At 64.8% G+C, this 16,302-nt stretch carries 14 protein-coding genes; 12 read left to right on the forward strand and 2 right to left on the reverse strand.

The window, feature by feature from the left end; translation table 11 throughout:
• Positions 1 to 97 precede the first annotated feature (97 nt).
• The 6 genes from AC0L2Z_RS04090 to AC0L2Z_RS04115 all read left to right on the forward strand — a co-directional run bounded on the left by AC0L2Z_RS04090 (position 98) and on the right by AC0L2Z_RS04115 (position 6,394).
• Positions 98 to 1,618, forward strand: a complete 1,521-nt coding sequence (locus AC0L2Z_RS04090) for a hypothetical protein (protein ID WP_473626814.1) — start codon at positions 98 to 100, stop codon at positions 1,616 to 1,618.
• A 166-nt stretch (positions 1,619 to 1,784) separates the two neighbouring features.
• On the forward strand, positions 1,785 to 3,089 hold the full coding sequence (locus AC0L2Z_RS04095) for an ABC transporter substrate-binding protein (protein ID WP_473626816.1): 1,305 nt from the start codon (positions 1,785 to 1,787) through the stop codon (positions 3,087 to 3,089).
• 26 nt (positions 3,090 to 3,115) lie between these two features.
• On the forward strand, positions 3,116 to 3,997 hold the full coding sequence (locus AC0L2Z_RS04100; protein ID WP_473626817.1) for a branched-chain amino acid ABC transporter permease: 882 nt from the start codon (positions 3,116 to 3,118) through the stop codon (positions 3,995 to 3,997).
• Positions 3,994 to 4,956: a branched-chain amino acid ABC transporter permease gene (locus AC0L2Z_RS04105; RefSeq protein WP_473626818.1), complete on the forward strand. Its 963-nt coding sequence runs from the start codon at positions 3,994 to 3,996 to the stop codon at positions 4,954 to 4,956. The genes AC0L2Z_RS04100 and AC0L2Z_RS04105 overlap by 4 nt, the downstream gene beginning before the upstream one ends.
• Positions 4,953 to 5,678, forward strand: a complete 726-nt coding sequence (locus AC0L2Z_RS04110; protein WP_473520976.1) for an ABC transporter ATP-binding protein — start codon at positions 4,953 to 4,955, stop codon at positions 5,676 to 5,678. Before AC0L2Z_RS04105 ends, AC0L2Z_RS04110 begins: the two co-directional genes overlap by 4 nt.
• Complete coding sequence (locus AC0L2Z_RS04115; RefSeq protein WP_473626819.1) at positions 5,675 to 6,394, forward strand: ABC transporter ATP-binding protein; 720 nt, start codon at positions 5,675 to 5,677, stop codon at positions 6,392 to 6,394. Before AC0L2Z_RS04110 ends, AC0L2Z_RS04115 begins: the two co-directional genes overlap by 4 nt.
• Here the strand turns inward: AC0L2Z_RS04115 and AC0L2Z_RS04120 are convergent, their stop codons facing one another.
• Both AC0L2Z_RS04120 and pncA read right to left on the reverse strand, forming a co-directional pair.
• The gene (locus AC0L2Z_RS04120; protein ID WP_473626820.1) at positions 6,395 to 7,825 is read right to left on the reverse strand and encodes a sodium:proton antiporter; all 1,431 of its coding nucleotides are present in this window, start codon (positions 7,823 to 7,825) and stop codon (positions 6,395 to 6,397) included.
• Positions 7,826 to 7,866: 41 nt separating this feature from the next.
• On the reverse strand, positions 7,867 to 8,466 hold the full coding sequence (gene pncA / locus AC0L2Z_RS04125; protein WP_473626821.1) for a bifunctional nicotinamidase/pyrazinamidase: 600 nt from the start codon (positions 8,464 to 8,466) through the stop codon (positions 7,867 to 7,869).
• 301 nt (positions 8,467 to 8,767) lie between these two features.
• Between pncA and AC0L2Z_RS04130 the strand changes: the two genes are divergently transcribed.
• The 6 genes from AC0L2Z_RS04130 to AC0L2Z_RS04155 are packed head-to-tail and all read left to right on the forward strand — an operon-like array spanning position 8,768 to position 16,027.
• Positions 8,768 to 9,631 carry an FAD binding domain-containing protein gene (locus AC0L2Z_RS04130; protein ID WP_473626822.1) on the forward strand — a complete coding sequence of 288 codons (864 nt, stop codon included), beginning with the start codon at positions 8,768 to 8,770 and terminating at the stop codon, positions 9,629 to 9,631.
• A 59-nt stretch (positions 9,632 to 9,690) separates the two neighbouring features.
• Positions 9,691 to 12,570: a molybdopterin-dependent oxidoreductase gene (locus tag AC0L2Z_RS04135; RefSeq protein WP_473626823.1), complete on the forward strand. Its 2,880-nt coding sequence runs from the start codon at positions 9,691 to 9,693 to the stop codon at positions 12,568 to 12,570.
• Positions 12,567 to 14,108 (forward strand): 6-hydroxynicotinate reductase, encoded by a 1,542-nt coding sequence (locus tag AC0L2Z_RS04140; RefSeq protein WP_473626824.1) that lies wholly within the window; start codon positions 12,567 to 12,569, stop codon positions 14,106 to 14,108. Before AC0L2Z_RS04135 ends, AC0L2Z_RS04140 begins: the two co-directional genes overlap by 4 nt.
• Positions 14,109 to 14,110: 2 nt before the next feature.
• Positions 14,111 to 14,992 carry a UPF0280 family protein gene (locus tag AC0L2Z_RS04145; RefSeq protein WP_473626825.1) on the forward strand — a complete coding sequence of 294 codons (882 nt, stop codon included), beginning with the start codon at positions 14,111 to 14,113 and terminating at the stop codon, positions 14,990 to 14,992.
• Entirely contained in the window at positions 14,985 to 15,569 is a 585-nt protein-coding gene (locus AC0L2Z_RS04150) for an amino acid synthesis family protein (RefSeq protein ID WP_287238346.1), read from the forward strand. Before AC0L2Z_RS04145 ends, AC0L2Z_RS04150 begins: the two co-directional genes overlap by 8 nt.
• Entirely contained in the window at positions 15,566 to 16,027 is a 462-nt protein-coding gene (locus AC0L2Z_RS04155; RefSeq protein ID WP_473627057.1) for a MarR family winged helix-turn-helix transcriptional regulator, read from the forward strand. Before AC0L2Z_RS04150 ends, AC0L2Z_RS04155 begins: the two co-directional genes overlap by 4 nt.
• Positions 16,028 to 16,302: the final 275 nt, after the last annotated feature.

Genomic DNA, 16,302 nt, shown 5'->3' on the forward strand with positions numbered 1-16,302 from the left:
GGGGGAGATCGGCAGTTCGTTCGAACGGCGCCCTTCCTGCAACGTTGAAGATTGGCGAAAGCCGGCATGCCAGCCAATCTCCCCCCTTGCGGGGGAGATGTCCGGCAGGACAGAGGGGGGTGCGAAGGATCACTGCGGGCGAGCATATTCTTTCAGGACGGGAGCTTTCATCTGTTCGGCTTTCTTCGCATCACCCACCCCAGCCTTCGCCCATGCCTCCGATCGCGGCCACGTCCTGCTTCTGCCCACCGGCTACTACGTCGCCGGCGGCGCGTTCGCGGTCGCAGCCAGTTTTCTTGTCCTGGCGCTGCTGCCCTCGGACCTTCCTGCCCGCTTCTGGCGGCGGCGCCTGCCGCTGTTCGCATTCGGCGACGGCGCGCGGGCGGTCGTCAGCTTGATATCCTTTGCCGGCTTTGTAATTCTGATTGCGGCCGGCCTGTTCGGCAGCCGTGATCCGCTCTCCAACCCGCTGCCGCTGGCGATCTGGACGCTGCTCTGGGTTGGCCTGGTTTTACTGCAGGGGCTGTTCGGCAATCTCTGGTCATGGCTCAATCCGTGGTACGGGCCCTGGCATGTCATTTCGCGCCTGTTCGGCAATCGCAAGGTCGTCAATCACAAGACATGGCGACCGCTTGCGTGGCTCGGCTGCTGGCCGGCTTTCGCGCTGTTCTTCGCCTTCGCCTGGTTCGAGTTGATCGACCCGGCGCCCGACGACCCGGCGCGGCTCGCCTGGGCCGCCGGCCTTTATTGGCTGCTGAGTTTTGCCGCCATGCTGGTGTTCGGCTACCGCGACTGGACCCGGCGCGGTGAGTTCCTGACCGTCTTCCTCGCCATGGTTGCGCGCTTCGCCCTGCTTGAGCGCGACGAAGGCAAGCGCAATGAAGGCGGGCGCAATGAAGGCGGGCGCAATGAAGTCGAGCGCAAGGAAGGCGGTCGGCTCAGTCTGTGCTGGCCGGGCGCCAAGCTCGGCAATGCCGGGCCGCTTTCGCTCAGCGGCATCGCTTTCCTGCTGCTTGCGCTGTCGTCGGTGTCCTTCGACGGCCTGTCGAAAACCTTCTTCTGGCTCGGCCTGTTCGGCATCAATCCGCTGGAATTCCCGGGCCGCACGGCGGTGATCGGCATCGGCAGCTTCGGGCTCGTTTTGACGTTCGTCTTGCTTGCAGCCGCGTTCATCATTGCCATTGTCCTTGGCCAGCATCTTGCCGGCAGCCCGCATTCCCTCAGTCAGGCCGCAGGGCTGCTGGTCTGGTCGATCGTGCCGATCGCGCTCGCCTATCATGTTGCGCACTATCTGACGGCGCTGCTTGTCGATGGCCAATATGCGCTTGCTGCGCTTTCCGACCCGTTCACGCTGGGCTGGAACCTGTTCGGCACCGCCGACATGCCGATCGAAGCCGGCGTCGCTGCCGGCGCCGGCTCGGCACGGTGGCTGTGGAATTTCCAGGCCGGCGTCATCATCATTGGCCACATGCTCGCCGTGCTCGTCGCGCATGGCCTCGCCTGGCGATTGCATCCGCGTCCCGCGGGCGCCGCGCTCAGCCAGTTTCCACTCACCGTGCTGATGATCGCCTATACGGTCTTCGGCCTGTGGTTGCTTGCCACGCCTTCGGTCGGGTGAGACAAAACCCGGCTTCGATGACGTCGATCAGTCCCCGGGGGAAAGCTCGCTTGCCACGTCAGGGCTTTGATGATTTAGTTTGTACACATGCAATTTCGGCGCTCTTACCAGGAGTGGCCCGTCTCGCTACAGCCATTGGTCAAACTCAAAAACAAGGGGAACTGCCGTGACTGACAAGAATGGGTTTTTCGATCTCTCCAAAATCGGTCTCACCCGCCGCACCGCGCTCAAGGGGTTGGCCGCGGGCGCCGGCCTTGCCGTCGCGCCTGGGTTCGTGCGATACAGCCAGGCGCAAAGCTCGGCGCCGATAAAGATCGGCTTCCAGTGCCACCGCACCGGCATCGGCGCCGCCTATGGCCGCTGGTACGAGCGGACCACCGCAGCCGCGGTCAAGGCGATCAACGAAGCCGGCGGCATCAACGGCCGGCCGGTCGAGGTGATCATCGAGGATGACGGCACCGATCCCGGCCGCGGCGCCGAAGTGGTCGGCAAGTTCGCCACCCAGCACAAGACCGACATCGTCTACGGCACGCTGTTTTCGCATGTCGTCATCGGCTCGGCGCCGGCCGCCGGCGAGGCCAAGATGCCCTATTTTGTCGTCAGCGAAGGCCACCACGTCGCCTCGACCAAGCTCAACCGCTACGTCTTCCAGCCCGGCATCACCGACGTGAAGAGCCAGATCCAGGCGATGGCGCCGTGGATCGCGGCGAATGCCGGCAAGAAGGTGACGCAGATTTTCCCCGATTTCGCCTTCGGCTACGACCATCGCGACTACCTGCCGCCGGCGCTGAAGGCGCAGGGCGCCGAGGTCATCGCCCAGATCGCCATCCCGCCGACGGAATCGTCCTTCACCAAATATTTTCCGCAGATCCCGGCCGAGACCGAGGTGATCTACCACGTCATGGTCGGCCCTGCTGTGCTTACCTTCGTCAAGGAACTCGGCGAGTTCTACGGCTCCAGCCGGCCGCAGCTGTTCGGCTTCATCGATTCGCTCGAAGCCACCGACATCAACAGCCCCGGCCTCGAATTCCTCGACGGCAGCCATTTCTGGGAAGGCTCGCCGCGCTACGCGCAGCCAGATGATTCCGCCGCGCAGAAGGCCTATCGCGCCGCCGTCGGCATCGACGACAATGGCGCTGCCGTCGGCGATCCGAAGGACGTCTCCACCGCCGCGCACATGTTCGGCTGCTGGGAAACGCTCTATGTCGTGAAAAAGGCGATGGAGGATGCCGGCTACAAGGGCCCGGAAGACCGTGCCAAGCTGGTCGAGGCGACCGAGGCCTTGACCGAGTTCGCCGAGGGCCCCGAGCATCCGCAAGGGCCGAAGACCTTCAACGGCAAGATCCACCAGTGTTTTGGCATCCAGAACATCTCAAAGGTCGAAGGCGGCCGGCTGAACGTCGTCCACAAGACCAAGATCGAGGACGGCCTCTACGAGCCGGAAGGGGATTACACGACGCAGCCGCTGTGAGCTTGCACCCCGCCAGCGTATAGCCGATGCACTTCGGACCTCATCTTCTTCTCGCCGCCCTCGAAGGCCTCGTCACCTCCGCCGTGCTGGCGCTGACGGCGCTTGGCCTGTCGCTGGTGTTCGGCGTCATGCGCGTCGTCAATGTCGCCCATGGCGAGTTCTTCATGCTCGGCGCGGTGCTTGCCTGGGCGATCTCCACGGCGATATCAGGCCATCCGGCGCTCGGCTTCCTCGCAGCCCTGGTGCTGGCGCCGCTGATCGTCGGCCTGATCGCGCTGGTCTCCGAACGGCTGGTGCTGCGCCGGCTGAATTACAATCCGGAAGCCACCATCGTCGCCACCATCGGCATGCTCTACATCATCCAGCAACTGGCGCTGACCTTTTATGGTCCGGAGGCACGGCCAGTGGAGCCGCCCTTCAGCTACCGCATCCTTTTGCCGTGGTTCGGCTACTCCGGCTACAAGCTGTCGATCATCGCCGCATCCGCGCTTCTGCTGGTGGCGACCTGGTTCGTGCTGACGCGTACGAGAATCGGCCTCGTCATGCGCGCCACGCAATATGACAGCGAAACGGCGCAGGCCCTTGGCATTCCGGTCGACCGCGTCTATGCCGGCGTCTTCGCGCTCGGCGCCATGCTGGCGGCGGTGGCCGCGGTGCTGATCGTGCCGATCAGCCAGGCGCATTACCTGATGGGACAGGACCCGCTGCTGCTGTCCTTCATCGTCGTCATCATCGGCGGCCTCGGCTCGCTGCGCGGAACCGTGGTCGCCGCCGTGCTCATCGGCCTGTCGGACGGCATCATCTCGGTGTTCTTCTCGCCGACGCTGGCCAAGATCATCGCCACGCTGCTGGTGGCCATGGTGCTGGTGTTCCGGCCGCAAGGGCTGTTCGGGACGGCATCGCGATGAAGGAGGCTTCACCGTCAAAGGCCTATGCGTTGCATCTGGGCGTCATCGTCCTGCTGTTCGCCCTAAGCTTCGTCCTGCCGGAATATCACCACGGGCTGCTCGCCCGCATCATGGTGCTGGCGGTTTTCGCCATGGGCTACAACCTGCTGTTCGGCTATGTCGGGTTGCTCAGCCTCGGCCACGCCATGTTCTTTTCGGCTGGGCTCTATGGCGCAGGCCTTGCCGTCATCCACCTCGGCTGGAGTGTGCCGGCCGCCTTCGCCGCCGGCCTTGCCTGCGGCGCGCTTCTCGCGCTGGTGATCGGGCTGCTGGCGCTGCGCACTTCCGGTGTCGCCTTCATGATCGTCACCATGATGTTCGCGCAGGTGTTCTATCTGATAATCCTCTATCTCGCGGCCTGGACCGGCGGCGATCAGGGCCTGGTGGTGCCGCAGTCGGCGCGTGTGCTTGTTTTGGGCGACACCTCGCTCGGCCTCACCAATCCGACCGTGCGCTACATGAGCGCGCTGGTCCTGTTCTCGATCGTGCTGCTGGTGACGCTCGGCATAGTCCGCTCCAGGTATGGTCGTGTGCTGGTCGCCATCCGCGAAAACGAGGAGCGGACCAAAATGCTTGGCTACGACATTTTTTCCAACAAGCTTGCCGCGGTCGTCGTCTCCGGCACCATTTGCGCGGCATCGGGCGCCGCCTACGCGCTGCTGTTCGGTTATGTCGGATCGACCTTCGCCTCGGTGCAATATTCCATCCTGCCGTTGCTCTGGGTGCTGCTCGGCGGTGCTGCGACCACGCTCGGTCCGCTGATCGGCACTCTGTTCATGTACTATGTCGTCGACGTCACCAGCGGCTACACCTCGGCCTATCTGCTGATCGTCGGCATCGCCCTCATCGCGCTGGTGCTGTTCTTTCCCAGGGGCATTCTCGGCACCATCCGCCAGCGCTGGCTCGCATGGCTGCCATGATGCCGCTGCTGACGACCAAAGGCCTGTCCCGCAATTTCGGCGGCCTGCGCGCTGTCGATGGTGTCGATTTCGCCCTCATGCCGGGCGAGATCCGCGCCGTCATCGGCCCCAATGGCGCCGGCAAGACCACCTTCGTCAGCCTGATCAGCGGCCGCATCCAGCCGTCATCGGGCATGATCGTCTTCGACGGCGCCGACATTACCAACCTGCCGGCCTACGCCAGGGTCCGCCTTGGCATCGCCTACACCTTCCAGATCACCAGCGTCTTCGCCAACCTCACCGCCTACGACAATGTCGCGCTGCCGGTGCAGCGCACGCTGACCGACGGCCGCTCGAAAGGTGCTGTGCATGCCGGCGTCATGGCGGCGCTGGAGCGCACCGGCCTTGCTGACCGCGCCCATATGCCGGCCGGGCAATTGTCCTATGGCCATCAGCGCCTGCTCGAAGTGGCGATGGGGCTGGCGCTGAAACCGCGCCTGCTGATCCTCGACGAGCCGACGCAGGGACTGGCCGACAGCGAGATCGACAATTTCATCGGGCTGGTGCGCGAGATCGCCAAAAGCGCCACCGTGCTGCTGATCGAGCACAACATGCCGGTGGTCATGCAGCTTGCCGACCGCATCACCGTCTTCAACGCCGGCAAGATCCTGGCCGAAGGCACGCCCGAGCAGGTCCGCGCCAATACGCAAGTGCAGGACGCCTATTTGGGGACGACCCCATGACGCAACCACGGGCTGAAGCACTGACCATCTCCGGGCTCGACTGCTTCTACGGCGAGGTCCAGGTGCTCTACGGCCTCGACCTCGTGCTGAACAAGGGCGAGGTGCTTTGCCTGTTCGGCCGCAACGGCGCCGGCAAGACGACGACGCTGAAGGCGATCATGGGACTCCTTCCCACACGCGCCGGCTCGATCAGGCTCGACGGCAGGGAATTGACCGGCCTGCCGGCGCACGACGTGCCGAAGGCCGGCGTCGCCTATGTGCCGCAGGGCCGGCGGCTGTTTGCCGAGATGACGGTGGCCGAAAACATCGAGATCGGCCTGATGGCCCGCGGCAAGGGCAAGGCGACGCGCGAAAACGTGCTCGACCTCTTCCCGCTGCTGCGCCAGCGGCTGAGACAACGCTCCGGCACGCTGTCGGGCGGCGAGCAGCAAATGCTGGCCATGGCTCGGGCCCTGTGTCTCGAACCGCAGGTGCTTCTGCTCGACGAGCCGACCGAAGGGCTGATGCCGTCGATGATCGCAAAAATCCGCGAGACGGTAGCGAAGCTGCGGGTATCAGGCGTCTCGACGATCCTGGTCGAGCAGCGCGTCGATGCCGTGCTGTCCGTCGCCGACCGGGTCTCGTTCATCGAAAACGGCCGCAACCGCGAGACCGTCGATGTCGAGGAGCTCCGTGCCGATCCGTCGGCGGTCCGCCGCTATGTCGGCGTCGGCTGATCAGCGAAAGAACAGGAAACCCGCGATCAGGAATATCGGGATCAGCACCGCGCCCGACCATGCCATGTAGCCGAAGAAGCCTGGCATTTTTACGCCGCGATGCCTGGCAATGGCGTAAACCATGAAATTTGGCGCATTGCCGATATAGGTGTTGGCGCCCATGAACACCGCGCCGGCCGAGATCGCCGCCAGCGTCGAGGCGAAGGTGGTCATCAGATGCTGCGGATCGCCGCCGGCGAGCTCAAAGAACACCAGATAGGTCGGCGCATTGTCGAGGAAGGAAGACAGCGCTCCGGTCATCCAGAAATACGCCAGGTCGTTGGGCTCGCCCGTCGGCGAACTGACCAGCGAGACCAGCGGCGCCAGCGCGCCGTCAGCACCGGCCCTGAGAATGGCGATGACCGGAACGATGCAGATGAAGATGCCGGCGAACAGTTTTGCCACTTCGGCGATCGGCTCCCAGTGGAAGTTGTTCGCCCGCCTGTGGCTCTTGCTTGAGACAGCGAGCGAAAGCAAGGCGAGGGCCAGGATGATGGCGTCGCGCACAAGGTTCTGCAATTCAAGGCTCACGCCCTGGACGGAAAACGCCACGCCCGGCTTCCAGGTCGCGGAAAGCAGGATCGCGCCGATCACCCCGGCCAGCAGCGGGAAGTTGGCCAGGCCTCGGATGCGCACCTTGGTGTCCGGTGTCGGATCCTTGATCTTCGGCGCACCGGCCTCGCGGCGATGCAGGATGATGTCCATGGCCAGGAAGACGGCCAGCACCAGGCCGCCAACGAACAGTGTCTCCTGATAGAGATTGGTGGTGGTCCAGAAGAAATCGACGCCGCGCAGGAAGCCGACGAACAGCGGCGGATCACCGAGCGGCGTCAGCGAGCCGCCGATGTTGGACACCAGGAAAATGAAGAAGATGACGACATGGGCGTTGAACGGCCGGTTGTCGTTGGCGCGCAGGATCGGCCTGATCAGGATCATCGAGGCGCCGGTCGTGCCGATGACCGAGGCGAGCATCGCCCCGATCAGCAGCAGTCCGGCATTCACCAGCGGCGTGCCGTGGATGTTGCCGGCGACGAGGATGCCGCCCGAAATGGTGAACAGCGCAAACAGAAGAATGATGAACGACATGTATTCGGTGAGCAGCGCATGCAGCACCGCCTCTGCAGCCGAAGCCATGCCGAACGCCAGCGCCAGCGGCACGACCGCAAGCGCCGCCCAGAACAAGGTGATCTTGCCGTAGTGATGCTCCCAGACATGGTGGAAGAGCAATGGCCCGGTGGCGATCGACAGAAGCAGGCCGGCAAAGGGCAGCGCCCACCACAGTGACATTGTTTCGCCGGGCAATTCGTGGGCCTCGGCTGCAAGCACTGTTCCCGGAAACAGGGTTGCGACTGCCACCACAGCGCCCGCCGTCAAAGCCGCCGCAAACCGCATAATGCCCCCTCTGGAATTGTGTCGAATGCGATTGGTGATGTTCAAGCCAGCGTCACGCCGGCATCGCGCATTCGGTTCAGCATCGTCTCGAGTGAGCCATTGAGATCGATGCCGCGGCAGGCGTCGAGCCGCACTGTCGTGTGAAAGCCGTGCTTGACCGCGTCGAGCGCCGAGAAGGCGACGCAATAATCGGTCGCCAAGCCGACCATGGTCAGCGTGTCGATGCCGCGCTCCCTGAGATAGCTGGCAAGGCCGGTCGGCGTCGCATGGTCGTTCTCGAAGAAAGCCGAATAGCTGTCGATCTCCGGGCGGAAACCCTTGCGGATCACCAATTCGGCCCTGGTCCAGGCAAGGCCCGAATGGAAATCCGAACCCAGGCTGCCCTGGATGCAGTGGTCGGGCCACAGCGTCTGCGGCCCATAGGGCATCTCGATCGTTTCGAACGGCTGCTTGCCGGGATGATTGGAGGCAAAGCTCGAATGGCCGGCGGGATGCCAGTCCTGCGTCAGCACGACATGTTCGGTCCGCCGGATCAGGTCGTTGACCAGCGGCACGATCTCGTCGCCGCCGGCCACCGCCAGCGCGCCGCCCGGACAGAAATCGTTCTGCAGGTCGATGATGACAAGCGCTTCGTCGGCCATGGAGCCTCCCTCTTGTTTGTCCCGGAGGCATGAAGTCTGCCGAAACGTGGAATCCGGTGTTCGAACCCGCCGAAAATGCCGCTGACGCAACGGATGCAGAAACTTGACCAGATGGCCGGCTGCGTCAACTCCAACGGCATAACAAATGCGTGCCGTCGCGCCGATGCGGATAGCGGCTCGAAACTCTGGCTTTGACAATTCCTGCCGGCTTGATATCATTTGCATACGAATGAATTTGACCGGCCCGAATGCCGGAAGGATTCCCTATTTTTGGGAAGGCCCATTTTTTGGGAAGGCGGGCGTGATCCGTTACGCGAAACCCACCACGGTCGATGAGGCGCTCACTTTGCTTGGCGAGGCTCGGTGGCGCATCCTTGCCGGCGGCACCGATTTCTACCCGGCACAAGGAGCCAAGCCTTTCCGCGACAATGTCCTCGATATCAACGGCTTGGCGACGCTGCGTGGTATTGCTGAGACCGACAGCCATTGGCTCATCGGCGCGCGCACGACCTGGACCGATCTTGTCCGTCATCCGCTGCCGGCGGCCTTCGACGCGCTGAAGCAGGCGGCGCGGGAAGTCGGCTCCGTCCAGATTCAGAACGTCGCCTCCATCGCCGGCAATCTCTGCAACGCCTCCCCGGCGGCCGACGGCGTGCCGGCGCTGCTCGTCCTCGACGCCGAGGTCGAACTTCGCGCGGTGGCGATGGTCCGCCATCTGCCGCTGGAAAAATTCATCCTGGGGAACCGCCGCACGGAACTGCAGCCGGGCGAAATGGTCACCGCCATCCGCGTGCCGAAAGAAGCGGCCACCGGCACGTCGGTTTTCGAAAAACTCGGCGCGCGCCGCTATCTCGTCATTTCGATAGCCATGGCGGCGGCTCGCTTGACCATTGAGGATGGCATCGTCGCCAACGCCGCCGTCGCCGTCGGCTCCTGTTCGGCGGTCGCCAGGCGTCTTGCAAGTGTCGAAGCAGCTTTGCGCGGCGTCCCGGTCGACGGATCTCTCGTCGCTGCGATCCAGTCCGCACCGATGGACGAGCTTTCGCCGATCGACGACGTGCGCGGCAGCGCCGAATACCGGCTGGACGCCGCGCGCGAGATTGTCGCCCGCGCCGTTCTCGGTGCCGCGGGTCACGCGTCGGTCGGGAAGGTAGCGGCGGCATGAGCCAAGCTCAACCTGGCATGACCAAAACTCAGCCTGGCATGAGCGGAGCTCAGCCTCGCATGAGCGGAGCTCAGACTGGCGTGAGCATGGAGCGCGCCGACATCGCCTTCGAGGTCAACGGCGCCGCCGTCTCTGTCTGCGTGCCGCCGGTTCGCCGTCTCTCTTCGGTGCTGCGTGACGAATTGCGGCTGACCGGCACCAAGGTCGGCTGCGACGCCGGCGACTGCGGCGCCTGCACGGTGCTTGTCAACGGCGAACCCGTCTGCGCCTGCCTGATGTCTGCGGCGTCTGCCGCCGGCACCGTGGTGACCACGGTCGAGGGTCTCGCCAACGGCAGATTGTCGGCGCTGCAGGCCTCGTTTCTCGACCATGGCGCGGCGCAATGCGGCATCTGCACACCCGGCCTGCTCATCGCGGCGACAGCGCTTCTGGACAGCAACCCCAATCCAACCGAGGCCGAAACTCTGGATGCCCTGGGCGGCGTCCTCTGCCGCTGCACCGGCTATCGCAAGATCGTCGCTGCGGTGATGGATGCGGGACGGTTCGCGAGCGAATTTTTGACCGACGGCGCTGCCCCTCATCCGCCTGCCGGCACCTTCTCCCCGCATAATGACGGGGAGAAAGGACAAGTTTCTGCGCTGGCTACCCCTTCTCTCGATCTTGACCGCAGAATGCCGATCTCAGGCCACGCCGTCGGCTCCTCTCCAATTCGCCTCGACGGCCTGCCGAAAGTCACCGGCGGGGAAAAATTCGGCGGCGATTCCTTCCCGGCCGAAGCGCTGGCGGTGCTGGTGGTTCGCTCGCCGCATCATCACGCCCGCTTCGCCTTCGGCGATCTCGACGCCTGGGTGAAAGTCCATCCCGGCATCGTCGGCGTCTTCACCGCTGCCGACATTCCGGGAAGGAACTGCTTCGGCGTCATCGCGCCTTTTGCCGACCAGCCGGCGCTGGCCGAGGATTTTTCGCGCTTTCGCGGCGAGGCGGTGGCGCTGGTTGCCGGCGAGCGCGAGGCCATCCTCGATCTGGATCTTGCGGATTTTCCTGTTCGATGGACCGAGTTGCCGCATGTGCTGCAGCCTTGCGAGGCGCAGGCCGGCGGCGTGCGGCTGATCCACGAGAACCGGCCGGCAAACCTGCTCACATCAGGCTTTGTCGAGCGCGGTGACCCCGACGCCGCCCTTGCCGGCGCTACGTTCACTGTTTCCGGCGCCATCGACACGTCCTATGTCGAGCACGCCTATATCGAGCCGGAAGCCGGCTATGCCTATATGGACGGCGACACGCTGGTCGTCGTCGCCTGCACGCAGGCGCCCTATATGGACCGGGACGACGTGGCAAAAGTGCTTGGCCTTGCCGTCGACAAGGTGCGGATCGTGCCGACCGCCACCGGCGGCGGCTTCGGCTCCAAGCTCGACGTTTCGTTGCAGCCGCTGATCGGTCTGGTCGCGATGAAGACCGGGCGGCCGGTGGCACTCGCCTATACCCGTCATGAATCGATGATCTCGACCACCAAGCGTCATCCCGCCGAGATGAAGGCGACCATCGGCGCCGATGCCGATGGCCGCGTCACCGGCATGGTCTTCGCAGGCGATTTCAACACCGGCGCCTATGCGAGTTGGGGACCGACCGTCGCCAACCGCGTGCCGGTGCATGCTTCCGGTCCCTATGCGACGCCGAATTATCGGGCCGAAGGCCGCGCCATCCACACGAATGGGCCGATCTCCGGTGCCTTCCGCGGTTTCGGCGTGCCGCAGGCGACGATCATGCAGGAGACGCTCTACGACGAACTTGCCGCAAAGCTTGGGCTGGATCGGCTCGATTTTCGCCTGAAAAACTGCCTTCGTAACGGATCCGAAACGGTTACCGGCCAGAGGCTGGAATCGGGCGTCGGCATCGCCGACTGCCTCGAAGCGCTGCGGCCGCATTGGATGCGTGCGCTTGTCGATGCCGATGCGTTCAACAGTGCCAATGACAGCAGGAAACGCGGCGTCGGTGTCGCCTCCTGCTGGTATGGCTGCGGCAACACCTCCCTGCCCAATCCGTCGACCATCAGGGTCGGCATCTCGGCTGAAGGCGATGTCGTCCTGCATCAGGGCGCGGTCGATATCGGGCAAGGTTCGAACACGGTCATTGCGCAGATCTGTGCCGACGCGGTCGGCCTGCCGCTCGAAAAATTCCGCTTGAAAAGCGCCGACACGGCGATCACGCCGGACGCCGGCAAGACGTCCGCCTCGCGTCAGACCTTCGTGACCGGCAAGGCCGCCGAAAAGGCCGGCCGTGCCTTGCGCGAGACGATGCTGCGCTTCGCCAATGTGTCGGAGAGAGCGGCGATCGCTCTGGATGGCGCAAGCCTGGTCATCCGCGAGGGCGAAGCGACACGGCATATCGATTTGTCCACGCTGAAGGCCGATGCCGACGGCTTGGTCTTTCGCGCTGAGGAAAGCTATGACCCGCCGACCCTGCCGCTCGACGCCAGGGGCCAGGGCAAGCCTTACGCCGTCTATGGCTACGGCGCGCAGATCGCCGAACTGGAGGTCGACCTCAAGCTCGGCACGGTCAAGCTGATCAAGATCACCGCCGCGCATGATGTCGGCAAGGCGATCAATCCGCTGCTCGCCGAAGGCCAGATCGAGGGCGGCATCGCGCAAGGCATCGGCATGGCGCTGATGGAGGAATACATCCCCGGCCGCACCGAGAATCTGCACGACTACCTGATCCCGACGATCGGCGACGTGCCGCCGATCGAGACCATCCTGATCGAAGTTCCGGATCCGGAAGGACCCTTTGGCGCCAAGGGCCTGGGCGAGCATGTGCTGATCCCGACGGCACCGGCGATCCTCAATGCCATCCGCCATGCCACCGGTGCCCTGGTCAGCAAAATTCCGGCGACGCCGAGCCGCATCCGCGCCGCGATCCGCGACAAGGAGGCACGCCGATGAGCGAGCTTGCCGAACGTTTCGAGACGCATGATCCCGGCGAGAAGCAGGTGGCGGAAAAGATCCGCTGCGACGCCTGCCCGGTCATGTGCTACATAGCAGACGGCCGCACCGGCGCCTGCGACCGCTACGGCAATGTCGGCGGCAGGATCGTCCGGATGGATCCGCTGACCATCCTCGACCACGCGACTGAGGCCGGCGGCGCGGTCGTGCCGTTTGTCGCCGAGGGCGAAGAATGGGACGGCGAACTGGTCAACACCGGCCGCCGCTTCGTCACCGCGATCGGCGCCGGCACCACCTATCCCGACTACAAGCCGGCGCCTTTCATCGTCAGCCAGGAGGTCGAAGGCGTCGATCTCGTCACTGTCGTCACCGAGGGCATCTTCTCCTACTGCGGCGTCAAGGTGAAGATCGACACCGACCGGCATATCGGCCCCGAAACGGCAACGGTGCGCGCCGGAGGCGAGGCGATCGGCCATGTCACGACAGGCGAATATGGCTCGCAGATGCTGTCGCTGGGCGGCGTGCATCATCTGACCGGCGGCTCGAAAGCCGAAGGTCGTGCCACCTGCGATGCGCTGCTCAATCTGTGCAGCCGCAAGCCGGTCGAACTCACCATCGACGGCGGTGCCACGGTCATCGTCGAAGCCGGCAAGCCGCCGGTCATCGACGGCAAGCTCGAGCAGCGGATGCGCGTCGGCTGCGGCTCTGCCACCATCGGCATGTTCGCCACCCAGTGGCGCGGCCTGGTCGACGAGGTGGTGGTGGTCGACGACCACATCACCGGCGTCGTTTCCGAGCATCAGGCAGGCAAGGTGCTCGGCTGGCAGGATACCGGCATAAAAATCATCGGCCGCCGTTCGACGCCGGGCCGCTATTTCAAGGTGTCGGAGCCCGGCCTCGGCTGGGGCGGTACCAGCATTTCCGACCCGCTGTCGATCCTTGGTGAGTGGAATGCGAAGAAGGGCGCACATCCCGGCCTGTCGCTGCTGATGGTCTCGACCACCGGCGAGCAGTTCGCCTATTACGAGCTCGACGACGCCTTGAAGCCGGTGCAGAAACCGTTCCCCGAGCGGCTGCAGAAATCCGTCGGGCTGATCGAGGACAATTGCGAGCCGGCGCTGTGCACCGTGCTGTTCGTCGGCGGCGCCGGCGGCTCGCTGCGCGCCGGCGTCACCGAGAATCCGGTCAATCTGACCCGCTCGGTGCAGGGCCTGACTACGTATGTGACGGTCGGCGGCGCGCCGGTCTATGTCTGGCCGGGCGGCGGCATCACGCTGATGGTCGATGTCGCCCGTGTGCCGGAAGGGGCCTTCGGCTATGTGCCGACGCCGGCGCTGGTGGCGCCGATCGAGTTCACCCTGCGCCGCGACGATTATATCAGGCTCGGCGGCTACGAAGCCGAGATCCGCAGCGTTGACGACATTCTCGCCAAAGGCGGCGAGTATCTCAACCCGCGCCGCGGCACGTCTGCGCCGGCCAGCAATCCATGGCCGCCGCTGGCGCAGTTGCGGCGCGCAGCGGCAGACGGGGCAAAGTAGTGATGAACGGCCCGCAGGCGCATTGGCTTGAGGACGGCAGGCGGCTGCATCTCAATCATGGCCCGATCGACCTGATCGTCGAGGCATTTGGCGATGGGGACGAACGCCGCGCCGCCTATGGCCAGGCGGTGGCGCGGTTTCAAACAATCCTGCAGGAGCTCGTCGACGAACTGCCGGAACTGCGCCGCCCGGCCTCGTCGCGACCACGTGCTTTCGCTGGCCCGACGGCGCGACGCATGGAAGCGGCGGTTGTTCCGCTGGCGAAACAATTCATCACGCCGATGGCTGCGGTCGCCGGTTCGGTAGCCGACGAAATGCTTGGCGCGCTGCTGGCCGGTCGCCGGCTCGATCGCGCCTACGTCAACAATGGCGGCGACAGCGCGATCCATCTCGGCAATGGCCGGTCGATGACGCTTGCCATTGCCGGGACAGGTCATGGACTGGCGGACCGGATCACGATCCGCGCCGAAGACGGGATCCGCGGCATCGCGACCAGCGGCTGGCGCGGCCGTTCCTTTTCGCTCGGCATCGCCGACGCTGTTACCGTACTGGCGCGGACCGGTGCTGAAGCCGATGCCGCCGCGACCCTGATCGCCAACGCCGTCGACCTGCCCGGTCATGGCGCCATCGAGCGCATGCCGGCGCGCGATCTGGCGCCCGACAGCGACCTTGGCGATCGCCTGGTCACCCAGGCCGTCGGCGCGCTTTCATCAGGCGAAATCGCCGTCGCGCTGGACCACGGCCTCGCCGTGGCCGAAGATTTTCGGCGACATGGCCCGATTGCCGCTTCAGCGTTGTTCCTTGCCGGTCAGGCACGGATCGCCGGTCCCATGGCGCTCGTTGCGCCCAACGAGAAATCAAGGAAGGAAATTGCCCATGCCTGAGTTTGCGATCCGCAAGATTGCGGTGCTGACCGAGGAGATATTTCATGAGGGCGGGCCGGTGGCGAAGGTGCCGCGCCGCCGCGCCGCCGCCATGGCGGTGGTGAACAACCCATTCGCCGGCCGCTACGTGGAAGACCTGCAGAGCGCGATGGACGATCTGAAGCCGCTCGGGCTGCTGCTCTCCGACAAGCTGATCGCCGCATTGGGCGGCGACTTGAAACAGATCGACGGCTACGGCAAGGGCGCCATCGTCGGTATCGCCGGCGAACTGGAGCATGGCGCGCTGTGGCATGTGCCTGGCGGCTATGCCATGCGCGAGCGGCTCGGTGACGCCAAGGCGATCGTGCCGTCGGCAAAGAAGGTCGGCGCCTTCGGCGCGCGGCTCGACGTGCCGCTCGGCCATATCAACGCCGCCTATGTGCGCAGTCATTTCGATGCCATGGAGGTCGGCATCAGCGACGGGCCTCGTCCCGACGAGATCCTGTTCTGCCTCGCCATGACCTGCGGCCCGCGCGTGCACGACCGCATGGGCGGTCTCGCGGCAAAGGACATCAAGGCATGGGACGGACTGCGGTGAGCGCCGAAGACGTCAAGCTCAAGCTGGTCGAGGCCGAGGAGCCCGACGAGAACGATTACCGCCTGCAGGAGCAGGTCGGCTTCATCCTGCGCAAGGCGCACCAGCGCCATGTCTCGATCTTCGCCGCGCACATCGCCGACCTGACGCCGCCGCAATTCGCCGCGCTGGCCAAGTTGCACGATGTCGGCGAGACCTCGCAGAACCAGCTTGGCAGCCTGATCGCCATGGACGCGGCGACGGTGAAAGGTGTCATCGACCGGCTCAAGGCGCGCGGCCTGGTCGAGCTTTCCAAGCATGAGGTCGACAAAAGGCGCCTGCTGGTCAATCTGACCGCTGAAGGCCGCAAGGCCGTCGAGCGGCTGATCCCGATCGCCCGCGAGATCACGGAGGAAACGCTGGCGCCGCTTTCGGCCAAGGAGGCCGCGATTTTCATGAGGCTATTGACCAAGCTGGCGTGAGCGCGGCCTTGGTCAGCCTAGGCCGTAAGAGTCCGCATTTTCGGATACCTGGCCGAGTCAGCTTGTTCGGTCTGCGCTGCCCCTCATTGCCCTGCCGGGCATTTCTCCCCGTATAGTGACGGGGAGAAAGAAGCCGCCACCGATGGTTTCGCCAATCGCCAGCGTTGAAATAAGGGTGCAGCGTTTCGGTCAGTCCCCTTCTCCCCGTCACTATACGGGGAGAAGGTGCCGGCAGGCGGATGAGGGGCAGCGCCATGCCGCGTCCCTCAAGCGCC

Source organism: Mesorhizobium sp. WSM4850 (assembly GCF_055811735.1).